The 12,948-nt window shown below is 43.1% G+C and carries 13 protein-coding genes; 7 read left to right on the top strand and 6 right to left on the bottom strand.

Annotated elements, in window-relative coordinates:
• Positions 1-40 precede the first annotated feature (40 nt).
• A complete protein-coding gene (locus D4T97_RS07865) occupies positions 41-418 on the bottom strand; it encodes a YtxH domain-containing protein (RefSeq protein ID WP_126049404.1) in 378 nt (125 codons plus the stop codon).
• A 751-nt stretch (positions 419-1,169) separates the two neighbouring features.
• Here D4T97_RS07865 and D4T97_RS07870 point away from each other — a divergent pair.
• A complete protein-coding gene (locus D4T97_RS07870; RefSeq protein ID WP_126049406.1) occupies positions 1,170-1,373 on the top strand; it encodes a hypothetical protein in 204 nt (67 codons plus the stop codon).
• Between the two features lie 38 nt (positions 1,374-1,411).
• Here D4T97_RS07870 and D4T97_RS07875 read toward each other — a convergent pair whose 3' ends face one another.
• Together D4T97_RS07875 and D4T97_RS07880 are read right to left on the bottom strand one after the other, a co-directional pair.
• Positions 1,412-1,939, bottom strand: a complete 528-nt coding sequence (locus tag D4T97_RS07875) for a tryptophan transporter (protein WP_126049408.1) — start codon at positions 1,937-1,939, stop codon at positions 1,412-1,414.
• A gap of 154 nt (positions 1,940-2,093) precedes the next feature.
• Positions 2,094-2,516, bottom strand: coding sequence for an HIT family protein (locus tag D4T97_RS07880; RefSeq protein WP_126049410.1), 423 nt, complete (start codon positions 2,514-2,516; stop codon positions 2,094-2,096).
• Between the two features lie 503 nt (positions 2,517-3,019).
• Here D4T97_RS07880 and D4T97_RS07885 point away from each other — a divergent pair.
• Positions 3,020-3,769: an ABC transporter ATP-binding protein gene (locus D4T97_RS07885; protein WP_126050222.1), complete on the top strand. Its 750-nt coding sequence runs from the start codon at positions 3,020-3,022 to the stop codon at positions 3,767-3,769.
• A complete protein-coding gene (locus D4T97_RS07890; protein WP_126049412.1) occupies positions 3,753-4,979 on the top strand; it encodes an ABC transporter permease in 1,227 nt (408 codons plus the stop codon). The genes D4T97_RS07885 and D4T97_RS07890 overlap by 17 nt, the downstream gene beginning before the upstream one ends.
• Positions 4,980-5,082: 103 nt before the next feature.
• On the opposite strand, the gene D4T97_RS07895 is transcribed toward D4T97_RS07890, so the two are convergent.
• The 3 genes from D4T97_RS07895 to D4T97_RS07905 all read right to left on the bottom strand — a co-directional run bounded on the left by D4T97_RS07895 (position 5,083) and on the right by D4T97_RS07905 (position 8,471).
• A complete protein-coding gene (locus tag D4T97_RS07895; protein ID WP_126049414.1) occupies positions 5,083-6,294 on the bottom strand; it encodes a M20 family metallopeptidase in 1,212 nt (403 codons plus the stop codon).
• A gap of 175 nt (positions 6,295-6,469) precedes the next feature.
• Entirely contained in the window at positions 6,470-7,864 is a 1,395-nt protein-coding gene (locus tag D4T97_RS07900) for a hypothetical protein (protein ID WP_126049416.1), read from the bottom strand.
• Positions 7,865-7,955: 91 nt separating this feature from the next.
• Entirely contained in the window at positions 7,956-8,471 is a 516-nt protein-coding gene (locus tag D4T97_RS07905; RefSeq protein WP_126049419.1) for an antibiotic biosynthesis monooxygenase family protein, read from the bottom strand.
• Positions 8,472-8,709: 238 nt separating this feature from the next.
• Here D4T97_RS07905 and hemE point away from each other — a divergent pair, with 238 nt between their 5' ends.
• The 4 genes from hemE to D4T97_RS07925 all read left to right on the top strand — a co-directional run bounded on the left by hemE (position 8,710) and on the right by D4T97_RS07925 (position 12,893).
• Positions 8,710-9,753: a uroporphyrinogen decarboxylase gene (hemE, locus tag D4T97_RS07910; protein ID WP_126049421.1), complete on the top strand. Its 1,044-nt coding sequence runs from the start codon at positions 8,710-8,712 to the stop codon at positions 9,751-9,753.
• Between the two features lie 24 nt (positions 9,754-9,777).
• Positions 9,778-10,713, top strand: a complete 936-nt coding sequence (gene hemH / locus D4T97_RS07915; protein WP_126049423.1) for a ferrochelatase — start codon at positions 9,778-9,780, stop codon at positions 10,711-10,713.
• A gap of 21 nt (positions 10,714-10,734) precedes the next feature.
• Entirely contained in the window at positions 10,735-12,144 is a 1,410-nt protein-coding gene (hemY, locus tag D4T97_RS07920) for a protoporphyrinogen oxidase (RefSeq protein WP_126049425.1), read from the top strand.
• Positions 12,145-12,320: 176 nt separating this feature from the next.
• Positions 12,321-12,893 (top strand): TetR/AcrR family transcriptional regulator, encoded by a 573-nt coding sequence (locus D4T97_RS07925; protein WP_126049427.1) that lies wholly within the window; start codon positions 12,321-12,323, stop codon positions 12,891-12,893.
• Positions 12,894-12,948 lie beyond the last annotated feature (55 nt).

The raw sequence follows: 12,948 nt of genomic DNA on the forward strand, positions 1-12,948 counted from the left end.
GGCAAGAGTAAGAGCGACTAATTCTCTTGCCAAAATGCCATTAAGAAGGGCGGATTGTTTCTTTACCCGCCTGAAGCTTGCTTTCCAGTTCCGCGATTGTTGATTGTATATTTTTTATCTCTTTCTGCATAGCGGTTTTTGTAGGTTCAATCTCATTCTGCCATTCCTCTACGGCAGTCTTTACATCAGTTGCAAGCTCTTTTATGATTTCTGTTCCATCCTGTGAGAGCTTTGATACGGAATCTTTCAGCTCATAAGCATTTTCCTTAAACTCGTTGGCAATCTTAATCCATTCATCTTTTGATTCCTTCATTTGGTTTCGCAATTCTCTTCCCGAAAGAGGAGCGTATAGCAGGGCAGTTGCCGCACCGACGGCTCCTCCCACCAATAAACCGTAAGTTAACATTTTTTTGTTCATTTTCCTCACCCTGTCTTAATTACTTATTTTAATAATTATTTCTGGAAAAAAATTAAAACTCCTGCTATTTACTTTACCCGAACTTTTTCATGCGCACACTTTTTTTGCATAGTATTATAGAAAAGCGAAAGCGCCTGCCCATCGACGTACAGACTGAGCCGAAATGCGGAAACGCCTTGATCAGCCCCGACAAGCATAAGACGATTCCCGAGGAGGCAGTTTTTCAGCCACCACAGGGAATTGGCTTATGACCTCGAGGGGCTAGGCGTTGCAGCTGGACAGAGTGACCCCGACGAGATAAAGGAAACACGGCGACGAAGGCCGCCTCAGATTGCCACGTCCTGTGGCTTTGGCAGGCTCAGGGAGCGACATCCTGTCGCTTCGCTTGCACTAGCACTTCCTGTGCGTCGGTGGCACTAGGACGTCCTGTCCATCGGAGCCGATGTTGACTTATCGTAGGAAAGCTGCTCCTTGGAATGACTTCGTGTGATACTTCCCTGAGTAAACGTCGTGCAGCTTTGCTATGAAGTTCGCCTATGCTTCTTCGAATATGCTGCGCCGCAGGAGCAGATTAGACGCGAAGTCTGCTAGTCGATAGGCGCTGTAGCTAGACAACAGAAAAGCGTAAGACGGCTGCTTAGGGGCGACAACTGCTGGCTGCCTAAATTGCCACGTCTTTTGGCGCCGTCTGCAACCGGACAATCAGAATAGTGTAATCATTTAGTGATGTGTAAACTCGAAAAGGATCGAGGTGGACGATATAAATGTGATGATGACCGTTTTTATCACCCTCGGGACGCTGTTACTTATTGGCATGTTCTATAATGTCATTTTATACCAACGGCCAGGCATTTATCCGCCGAAAAAAATATTAAGGGCCCGGGTTGCTTCCCTTGGATGTATAGGCGGCCTGATTTTTGTCGCCGGGATTTTAATGGCCATACTTTCAAAGTAAAATAAGAACCCTCACCATAGGCGGGGTTCTTATTAATTCTATGAGGCTTGCTGCATCAGATTCGTACGTTTCAAAATCGTTTTAGCAATTGGGAAAAGAACAAACATGGCGATAGCGTTCAAGATTGTTGCAGGAATCACGACTGCTGCAAATAATGCTAAAAAGCCTGTGCCTGGTGGTAACCCGACAATGAGTAAAGCAGACCCTAGAAACACTGTTCCGGAAACCAATGTACCGATGGCAGTCAGGATCGCAACAACGACCAAATTGGACATGTTCTTTGCAATAAGCAGGTACAGTCCGAAGAAAACAAAAGCAGTTACTGGCTTGTCGATCAAGTTCGGAATTAGTCCTCCTGGAAAGCTGGATGTAAGACCCGCAAGCAAACCAGTTGCCAAGCCGATCAATAGTACATTTTTCTTATCAGGGAAAAGCGCGATTCCTAAAAACATCATAGCCAGCATCATATCAGGTTTCATACCCCCGAAAATCCCAGGAATGACAAAATGCAGCGCAGCGCCGATTGCCACAAATAAAGATAAAATGACAAGTATTCTAGTATTCATTTGTATAACTCTCCTCTTCTCAACTAAACTCATACTCTCAATCCTGACATGCTCTGTTGCTGCCAGCGAAAGATTAACAGTATTGTAGCATACTATTTTCTGAAAATGAAGCCTTTTTTAAATTCAACCAGGTATAAGGTCCGGGTTATGGAGATTATTTTAATTTGCCTGAAATGGCCGCGGCCATCGTCTGTAAATCTTCAGGTGTGTAGTCTGCCTGATGGCTGACAAACCGCTTGGAAAAGCCGTCATTTTCATCGTATCTTGGAATCAAGTGCATATGATAATGGAAAACTTCCTGGCCCGCGAATGCACCATTGTTATTTAATAAATTCATGCCTTTGGCACCGAATTCTTCTTTAATGGCTTGCGCAATTTTAGGAACAACGGAAAAAAGCTTTTCGGCTGTCTCCTCATCCATTTCAAAAATATCCTCATTATGTATTTTCGGGATAACAAGCGTATGACCTTTTGTGATTTGGCTTATGTCCATAAAAGCCAGAATGTCATCATTTTCAAATACTTTTGCTGACGGAAGTTCGCCATTTACAATTTTACAAAAAATACAGTTGCTCATGTCCATTCCACCTTTGCACATTATAATAGCCCATTTTATCATAGAGGGAGGGGAACAACAAAAAGCAAACGAAAAAAACGTGGTCTGCAAGAGGCACTGGCCTCAATCGTCTAATAGGACTTCCTGTCTGTTAAAGCGAAACATAAATAATGTGCAGAGCACCAAGGCTCTGCACATTGAAGGATTAGCGGATATTTAGGAAAGTGTTCTTCATCTCGCCCATCGGTTTGATTAAAGAAACATTCGATCAATCATAATCATGCCCAACGCAATCATCCCCTTATTAAGGTACAGATTACAGTTCATGCAATTGATTTGACTTTCCGCGTCTACTGCAGATCATTGTCTACGACAACCACCCCAGCTTTGTTTTTCCCGCGCCCTTCAAAATATATATTGTGTATTTAAGTATGGTTTATTAGAGGAAAAATTCACCAGCTGCTTAATGCTTGGATGCCTGTTATTTGATACAATGAAATCATTAAATGAGAGGACGAATGACTATGTCTTTATTGGATATCAAAAACCTGACCGGCGGATATACAAAAAAGCCTGTTTTAAAAGATGTATCTTTTTCCATGGAGAAAGGTCAGTTAGTCGGATTGATCGGGTTGAATGGAGCAGGCAAGAGTACGACAATCAAACATATTATTGGCTTGATGGAGCCTCGTTCCGGAGCAATTTCCGTTAATGGGAAGCAGTTGAAAGAAGACCATGTCGCGTATAGGAAGCAATTTTCCTTTGTTCCCGAAACGCCGGTATTGTATGACGAATTGACATTAGAGGAGCATTTGCAGCTAACGGCAATGGCTTATGGCCTGTCTGAGGATACATATAAATCGAGAGTTGAGCCATTGCTTAAGGAGTTCCGTCTGGATAAAAAAATGAAATGGTTTCCCGCACACTTTTCAAAAGGGATGAAGCAAAAGGTAATGATCATGTGTGCATTTCTAATCGAACCGCCATTGTATATCATTGACGAGCCTTTTGTAGGCCTTGATCCACTTGGAATTCAATCACTGCTTGAACTAATGGAAAAAATGAAGGAGCAGGGGGCCGGCATCTTAATGTCTACTCACATCCTTGCAACAGCGGAGCAGTTTTGTGACAGTTTTGTCATTTTACATAACGGCAAAGTGCGCGCAAATGGAACATTAGAAGAGCTTCAGGAGCAATTCGGCATGCGCGGCGCAACTTTGAATGACATTTATATTCAATTGACAAAGGAAGAGCCGGATGAAACAAATAAATGAACTATGGCCTGAAAGGTTTCAGGAATTTATAAAAGAGATGCAGCGCTATTTCAAATATATGTTTAATGATCACATGAAGTTTGTGCTGATTTTTGGCGGTGGTGCCGCCATTTATTACTATTCTCAATGGGTGAAGAGTATCACGGAAGACTTCCCAGTCAGCCTTGTCATGTCGATTGTTTTAGCTTTTTGTTTGACGATCAGCCCCATCATTACATTGCTCAAGGAAGCTGATATAGTCTTTCTGCTGCCGTTGGAAAATGAGTTGACGGGATATTTTAAAAAAGGGATGAAACTAAGCTTTGTCATCCAGGCATATATCCTCCTGCTCACTCTTGCGGCGCTGATGCCCTTGTATTTTAAAGCGACAGGTGCAGGGTTGGCCGCTTTTATATATTTGTTTACTGTGCTGCTTGTATTAAAGTTTTGGAATTTAAAATTGCGTTGGGATACATTGAAAACTAATGATTCTGGAACGCTTGCGGCTGATCAGATTATCCGGTTTACCTTGAATACAGTAATCCTTTATTTTATTATTGCAAAAGCTTCGTGGTGGTACATATTGGCCGTTGTTCTTATCGCAACTGCTTACACTCTTTATATGAGGAGCATTGTAAAAAATAAGAGCCTGAAATGGGAATTGTTGATTGAAAAAGAGCAAGGCAGGATGCAAATGTTTTATCGGACGGCAAATATGTTTACTGATGTACCGCATTTGAAAAGCAAGGTATGGAGAAGGAAATGGCTCGATCCTCTTTTCGAGTTCATCTCGTTTGGAGACAGGAATACTTTTCGATTCTTGTATTCGAGAACACTTGTGAGAACAAGTGAATATTCAGGATTAATTATCAGGTTAACACTGCTTGCCTGTATTATTTTGTATTTTATCGACAATTTATATGTTGCTGTCGGAGTCGCATTTCTATTTTTATATTTGACAGGCTTCCAGCTGCTCCCCATTTATCGGCTCCATGATACGAAGGTGTGGGTTCATTTGTATCCCGTACCGCCAGTATATAAAAAGCAGGATTTCTATCTTTTATTAACCCAGGTTTTGATGTTGCAGGGACTGCTATTCGCTCTTTTCACCTTGGCAGGGGGGAATATTGTAAACTCCGGACTCATTTTATTGTTAAGTATCATGTTCGCTTTTGGTTTCGGTAAGCAATACGCGCCCGGCAGAATTAAGAAAATGGAGCAGTACTTTTAAAAGGGAAAGGGCAATTTAGGGGGAAGCTCTTTACTTCCATATCCTGCACATCTATGGACGATCAGAAAAGGCACTCGCATAAAAAAACGGGTGCCTTTTGCTATTATGATATTCCTACAGCTTTATTTTCCGTCAACTCATGTTTTTGATAATTAACAGCTGCCGATGCCAGTGTTTTGGCTGCAAGAAGCATTGCCTTTTCGTTAATATCAAACTTTGGATGGTGATGAGGGTAACCTGCATCCTCATGATCGGGCAGGGCGCCTGTGAAAAAGAATGTGCCTTTCACATTCTGTAAATAGTATGCGAAATCTTCTCCTCCCATTTGCTGCTCCGACTCTTCCACCGATAAAACGCCTGGAACGTCGGCTGCTAGACCTGCTAAGAATTCCGTCTCATTTTTATGATTGACGACTGCTGGATAACCGCGGTGATAGTCGAACTCATAACCGCAACCGCCGTTGGCTATGCAAGTACCTTTTACGACCGTTTCAATTTCTTGCTCGATTAAATCACGGACATCTTCACTGAATGTCCTGACTGTGCCTTGCAGCTTAGCTGTATCCGCTATAACATTGAAGGCATTTTCTGCAATAAAAGAACTGACGGAAACAACTGCCGGTTCTACAGGGTTGACCCTGCGGCTTACAATTTGCTGCAGATTCATGACAAGCTGGGAACCGATGGCCACAGCGTCTTTTGTTTTATGCGGCATGGCACCATGCCCGCCGCGGCCTTGAATGACAATTTCAAAGCGATCTGCGGCTGCCATGAATGGGCCTGTCCGGTAACTGATTGTTCCATAAGGAAGTTCTGCCCACAGGTGCGTTCCGAAAATGACATCTACACCATCTAAGCATCCATCTTTAATCATTGAGATGGCTCCGCCTGGAGCAAGCTCTTCGGCGTGTTGGTGAATTAAAACATATTCCCCGGGAAGCTCCTCCCTTAAATCATGGAGCACCTTTCCGATTGTCAATAATACCGCCGTATGAGCGTCATGACCGCATGCATGCATCACGCCTGGTGCTTTTGAACTATAAGGAAGACCTGTTTCTTCCTGAATCGGAAGTGCATCGAAATCAGCCCGCAGGGCGACCGTTTTACCCGGTTTTCCGCCTTTAATGCGTGCCACGACTCCATTACCGCCAACTCCAGTTTTTACATCAATTCCAAGCTTTTTATAAAAATCTGCGATATATGCCGCTGTCTTGAACTCTTTGAATGAAAGTTCGGGATGCTGATGCAAGTAGCGTCTGGTTTGCACCATTTCATCATATTGCTCTTCCAATTTTTCAAATAGAGCCTGCTTCATCGAGTACCACCGCCTATTTATTATTTGTCTGAAAATAATTATAGCATAAGAGGAGTGGCTGAAAGCGTTTTTTACTGTGTGGTGGAAGTTAATTGTCGCATATTTCCAGGTAGTTTGCGATCAACCTTACTAAAAAAGGAAATGCTGTCAGAAAGCGCATTTCCCTAATAATCTTTTAGATGAAAAACAAAGCGGCAATAGTGGTCACTGCCAATCCGATGATGACAGGAACCAAGTTACGCCTGGCTAGTTCAAATGGATCGACATTGCAAATGGCAGCAGCAGGAATGAGTGCCCACGGAACAATGGTCCCTCCGCCTACCCAGATGGTAGTAATCTGTCCCAATGCGGTTAACGATGCTGTACCGGAGCCGATAGCTTTGCCGAATAGTGCTGCAATGGAGCCTGTCAAAGGGAGTCCGGAAAAGCCTGATCCGTCCAAACCCGTGATGACGCCAACAGCTGTAATTGTTAAGGCCCCGACTGATTTGGTGACAGGGACAACAGCTGCAAGGGCTGTTCCGAGATCATTGATGATTCCTTCGGAGCCTTCTGGCAAAGGGCTGCCAATCATCTGCTCAAATCCGCCTCCGCCAAGGTAGAAGAAGGCGGCAATAGGAATGACAGGTCCGAACACACGAAAACCGAACTGAAGTCCTTCAATAAGAAGTTTAGTTGTTTTTTCCAGAGCCTGCCGTTTATGTGCTGCAATAGATGTGAATATTAATATTAAAACTGAAGTTCCACCAATTAGCGCCGTGGCTTCTCCTCCTTGGAGGTTCAACGTAAACATCATGCCAATATTGGCTGCAAATAGGATAGGAATGATTGCTGCGAAGAATCGTTTGACAGGAGGAGAGAGTTCACTTTTTTCGGTTTCTTTCATGACTCCCTCGGAGGCGAATTCTTTTGTGGAATAGAGCTTTCCTTTCTTCATATCCCGCTTTAAAAAAATAAACGCGGTTACTGTTGTGACAACACCCATGATAATGATAAGGGGAATACTTGCTGCAATAACTTCCGAAGCCGCTAATCCTGCTGCATCACCGGAAAGTTTAGGGGCCGCCTGGATGATGAAGTCGCCTGATAAGGCAATTCCATGGCCAAAAAGGTTCATAGCGATTGCAGCACCAAGAGCAGGAAGGCCGACCCGAAGAGCAACGGGCAGCAGTACCGCTCCCATTAAAGCAACAGCAGGGGAAGGCCAAAAAAACCAGGAAATGACCATCATTACGATACCAATCGTCCAAAAGGCAAGTGCAGGGGTCTTAATTATTTTGGCGAAAGGAGAAATCATCATATCATTGATTCCGGTTGCCATTAATATCCTGCTCATCGATGTAATGATTGATATGACGAGGATAATTGAAAGCAATTCGCTGATTGCATATATAAAACTTGTAAAAATAGCGCTAATTGATGGGGCTAAAGATCCGGTGGCCGTAAAGGCAAGCAGAAGAACACCTGTTATGCAAATGATTGTGATATCACGTCTTAGGATCATCAATAAGATTGTCAGTCCGATGAATAAGAGATAGATCCAATGCAAGGCAGTTAACTCAATTCCCACACTTATTCCTCCCTGCAGCTTCATATGTCAATGGGATAAAAGCCTATTTTCCCATACAGCATCATATGAAAGCTCGGGGAGGGTGTGTCAATTACTCGTTATCATCACTTTTTTCGTCGTCCAGTACAAAGACGGATACATACGATTGCCCGGAAAAAACATTGTTATTTTCAGCGGAATGGATTGCCTTCGAGTAGGATTCGGCAAATGAAGGTGATTGCTTCCAGTCGTTGTATGCTTTCTCATCCTCCCACATGGTCATGACAACATAAGTATCATTTGAAAGCGGCCGCAATAACCTGAAAGCAATAAAACCGGGAAAAGATTCGACTTTTTTCATCCGTTCAGCAAACTGGTACTCGAATACGGGCCTGCCTTCTTCGCGTACAGGTATATGATTGCAGGCAACGAAGCCATTCTTTTCAAGCTGCCCCGAAGAATGAATGACTTCATATTTTCTGGGCGATTGAAAAAGCGTTGGGCCATTTGTTTCGTGCCAAATTAGTGCAGTTTCAACGTTTTGCATTAAAAGCATATCCTCATCCGGATGCTTTTCTTCAATTTTTTTTAAGAAAAAATATGTTCCTGTAGTAATGTATGTGTACAACCAAGACACCCCTTCTGTACAGAATTGCTTGTTATTTAATTTTACCCTAAACCGGGTAAGACAAAACAAAGTGCAAAAGGGGTGTGTAAAAAGCACAAATTTATGACAACCCCGCACCCCGCCTATACTTTACGATAGAAAAGTACTATAGTAAGCATGAGTCAATCACATGTTCTATTATTAGTGTGGAATAACAATTTGTTTTATATAGAAAAACCGAAAGGTGGCTTCCATTTACATGAGTAAAATTACAAATGATACTTTTTTAAGGGCTGCAAGAGGAGAGAAGACGGAACATGTACCTGTGTGGTACATGCGCCAGGCCGGACGCTCGCAGCCGGAATACCGGGAACTGAAAGAAAAATATTCTCTGTTTGAGATTACTCACCAGCCTGAGCTTTGCGCATATGTTACACGCCTCCCGGTGGAAAATTACAATGTGGATGCAGCAATTTTATACAAAGATATCATGACTCCGCTTCCTGCACTGGGGGTAGATGTAGAGATTGTCAGCGGAATCGGTCCTGTCATTGATAATCCCATCCGCTCTGCAAGTGATGTGGAAAAGCTTGGTGAATTGAATCCGGAAAAAGACATTGATTATGTGCTTGAAACAATCAAGATTTTAACAAAGGAGCAATTATCTGTCCCACTGATCGGCTTCGGTGGAGCTCCGTTTACATTGGCATCTTATATGATTGAAGGAGGCCCTTCAAAGAATTACCATAAAACGAAGGCGTTCATGTATTCCGAACCGGAAACCTGGGCACTTTTAATGGATAAGCTGGCTGAAATGACGGTTGTTTACTTAAAAGCTCAAATTAAAGCTGGTGCCAGTGCGGTACAATTGTTTGATTCTTGGGTGGGTGCTCTAAGCCGTGCAGATTATCGAAACTTTATCAAGCCTGTTATGGAGAAGATATTCACTGAAATGAGAAATGAGAATGTCCCGCTTATTATGCATGGGGTAGGGGCCAGCCACCTTACGCTTGAATGGAATGATTTGCCGCTTGATGTCGTTGGACTTGATTGGAGATTGCCGATTGCGGATGCCCGTAAGCTCGGAATAACAAAAGCAGTACAAGGAAACTTGGACCCTGCATTGTTAATTTCTCCATGGAGTGCCATTGAAGAGCGTGCGAAAGAAATTATCGATCAAGGTATTGAAAAACCTGGCTTTATTTTTAATCTGGGTCACGGTGTTTTCCCTGAAGTTAAGCCGGAAACATTGAAAAAACTGACTGCATTTGTTCATGAATACAGTGCAGAGAAATTAAAGTAATTTTTCCAGAAGGAGCGCAAGATGATGCCGAAAAAGAAAATGGGATTGCTCGTTATGGCATACGGAACTCCATATCACGAAGATGATATTGAACGCTACTATACTCATATAAGAAGAGGAAGGCGCCCTTCCCCAGAAGCATTGGAAGATTTGCGGAGCAGATACGAAGCCATCGGAGGAATTTCACCGCTTGCAAAAATTACCAAAGATCAGGCGTACGGACTTGCGGATCGGTTGAATGAAATTCAGGAAGAAGTGGAATTCAAAGCATACATCGGATTAAAGCATATTGAGCCGTTCATAGAAGATGCTGTGCAGGAAATGCACGATGATGGCATACATGAGGCTGTATCCATCGTATTGGCGCCCCATTTCTCCACTTTCAGTGTCAAGTCCTATAATGGCCGGGCACAAGAGAAGGCTGCTGAATTGGGTGGTCCTGAAATCACATCTGTTGAAAGCTGGTACAAGGAACCTAAGTTCATAGATTATTGGGTCAAACGTGTAAAAGAAGTTTACAATAACATGCCGGCGGATGAGCGCGAAGCATCCTGCCTTATTGTTTCTGCACATAGCCTGCCTGAGAAAATCCTTCAATTCGGAGATCCGTACCCGCAGCAATTACAGGAAACTGCGGATTTAATTGCGGAAGGCGCAGGCATTGAAGTGTATGAAGTCGGATGGCAAAGTGAAGGAAATACTCCTGAGCCGTGGCTTGGACCGGATGTGCAGGATTTGACCAGAGATTTATATAGGGAGAAAAAGTACAAAGCTTTTGTGTATATACCAGTGGGATTTGTATCAACCCACCTCGAGGTACTCTATGACAACGACCACGAGTGTAAAGTTGTGACTGATGAAGTGGGCTCGGCGTATTATCGGCCGGACATGCCGGACGCGCAGCCTGAGTTTATAGATGCTCTTGCTTCAGTGGTATTAAAGCAACTCGGAAAACATTAATAAAAAGAAGGCGATTTCGGTTTGGAAGACAAGAAAAAGGTTGTTGTGATCGGTGGTGGCATCACCGGTTTAACAACAGCATACTACTTGCAAAAAACAATACAAAAAGAGCAGATGTCTTGTGACGTTTCGCTTGTTGAGGCAAGCCACAAGCTGGGAGGTAAGTTTCAAACCGTTTATAAAGATGGCTTTACTATCGAGCGCGGACCCGACTCATTTCTTGAACGGAAAATGAGTGCACAGGAGCTAGCGATTGAAGTGGGCTTAAAAGATGAGCTCGTGAACAATACAGCGGGCCGCGCCTTTGTGCTTGCAAACGAGAAGCTCCATCCGATGCCTAAGGGTGCGGTTATGGGGATACCAACTAAGATTGGGCCCTTCATAACGACAGATTTATTTACTATTCAAGGAAAAATGAGGGCGGCTGCAGACTTAGTCATGCCGCGGTCGAATGTTTCGGGCGATCAATCGTTGGGACGTTTCTTCCGAAGACGGCTGGGAGACGAAGTAGTGGAGAACTTGGTCGAACCGCTGCTGTCAGGTATTTATGCCGGGGACATTGATCGACTCAGCTTAATGTCAACATTTCCGCAATTTTACCATGCGGAGCAAAAATACCGCAGTTTGATCTTGGGCATGAAAAAAACTACGCCCTCCGCACCTCCAAAAACAGTGAGTGCAAAAAATCAAGGGATTTTCCTAACGTTAAAAGGCGGTTTGGAATCGCTTGTCAAGGCAATTGAAGAGAAGCTTGAAACTGACTCTATTATTAAAGGGACACGCGTTGTGTCGATTACGGAAAATGATGGTAACGGGTATAAGCTTATGCTGAATAACGGTGATTCGCTGGATGCAGACAGTGTTGTAATAGCCCTGCCTCATTTTGCGCTGGCGGACTTGTTCCCTGATGATTCTGTTATTCAGGAATTAAAGGATATGCCTGCAACATCGGTAGCAACTGTAGCAATGGCATTTAATGCGGAAGATGTCGATGATCATCTGGATGGAACTGGGTTTGTAGTTTCGAGAAACAGTGACTATACAATTACGGCATGTACATGGACTCATAAAAAATGGCCGCATACGACACCAGAGGGGAAAGTTCTGCTTCGCTGTTATGTTGGTCGCGCTGGCGAGGAAACTGTCGTAGATTTGTCAGATGAAGAGATTGAGAAAATCGTATTGGCAGATTTGAAGCGGACAATGAATTTAACGGCAAAGCCGAATTTTACAATTGTCTCGCGCTGGAAACAGTCAATGCCGCAATATACCGTTGGCCATAAAGAGCGGATTGATAAAATCAAATCCAATTTTAAGGAAATAATGCCTGGTGTATTCATTGCCGGCAGTTCCTATGAAGGTCTGGGAATTCCCGATTGCATCGATCAGGGGAAAGCTGCGGTGGAAGAAGTCTTACAATATATTAGTTAATTTCAGGAACGGTCCAGAGCCGTTCCTTTTGTTTTGATAGAATATTACCGGTAAGATTTTAGATAAGGGGCTTTTCCTTATCAATTATTCTTGTCTTTTAAGGATACCTATGGTATCTTTTATTTTGAACGAATTGACTAAATTGGTATTTTGGTCATGAGGGCGAGGTGAATAGGATGGCTGTTGACCGGAAGCAACTTATTATAGAGGCGGCGTCAAAATCTTTTTCTCTGTTTGGCTACAAAGCGACAACGATGGATCAAATTGCAAAAATTGCCAATGTCGGCAAAGGAACTATCTATAATTTTTTTGAAAATAAAGAGGAGTTGCTTGCCGAAATTGTGACCGCTCTAATTAAAGAAATGAAGTTTGAGGCAGAAGAAACGATCCAGGACGACCTCTCTTTCCATGAAAATGCCAACAGGGCACTTTATCGTCTGTTGGAATTTCGCAAACAACATCAGCTGACGATCAAGCTGTTTCAGGAAGAGAAGGAAATTGGCACACCGGCGGTTATGGAAGTGATTCAAAGAGTGGAAAGTGCCATAATCAATTATATTAGGGAAAAAGTGGAGGAAGCCATTCAAAAAGGGGAAATCAGGCAATGTGATCCGGAAATTACTGCATTCATCATGCTGAAGCTATACGTTTCTCTTATATTTGATTGGGAAAAATATCATCAACCGTTGGATGAAGAAAAGATTGCTTCTTTATTCGAATTTTATTTGTTTAAAGGATTGTCCATGTGATAGTCCTTGTTTTTATCAAACGTGTGACCACATGAGGAAAATAGTCATATTGTTT

The sequence above is a fragment of the Siminovitchia acidinfaciens genome (assembly GCF_003605385.1).
Classification (GTDB): Bacteria; Bacillota; Bacilli; order Bacillales; family Bacillaceae_C; genus Siminovitchia; species Siminovitchia acidinfaciens.

What these genes read in the sequence shown, in the direction of transcription:
- D4T97_RS07865 (WP_126049404.1), bottom strand. Translation starts at nt 418, where the DNA reads ATGAACAAAAAAATGTTAACTTACGGTTTATTGGTGGGAGGAGCCGTC.
- D4T97_RS07875 (WP_126049408.1), bottom strand. Translation starts at nt 1,939, where the DNA reads ATGAATACTAGAATACTTGTCATTTTATCTTTATTTGTGGCAATCGGC.
- D4T97_RS07880 (WP_126049410.1), bottom strand. Translation starts at nt 2,516, where the DNA reads ATGAGCAACTGTATTTTTTGTAAAATTGTAAATGGCGAACTTCCGTCA.
- D4T97_RS07885 (WP_126050222.1), top strand. Translation starts at nt 3,020, where the DNA reads ATGTCTTTATTGGATATCAAAAACCTGACCGGCGGATATACAAAAAAG.
- D4T97_RS07890 (WP_126049412.1), top strand. Translation starts at nt 3,753, where the DNA reads ATGAAACAAATAAATGAACTATGGCCTGAAAGGTTTCAGGAATTTATA.
- D4T97_RS07895 (WP_126049414.1), bottom strand. Translation starts at nt 6,294, where the DNA reads ATGAAGCAGGCTCTATTTGAAAAATTGGAAGAGCAATATGATGAAATG.
- hemE (WP_126049421.1), top strand. Translation starts at nt 8,710, where the DNA reads ATGAGTAAAATTACAAATGATACTTTTTTAAGGGCTGCAAGAGGAGAG.
- hemH (WP_126049423.1), top strand. Translation starts at nt 9,778, where the DNA reads ATGCCGAAAAAGAAAATGGGATTGCTCGTTATGGCATACGGAACTCCA.
- D4T97_RS07925 (WP_126049427.1), top strand. Translation starts at nt 12,321, where the DNA reads ATGGCTGTTGACCGGAAGCAACTTATTATAGAGGCGGCGTCAAAATCT.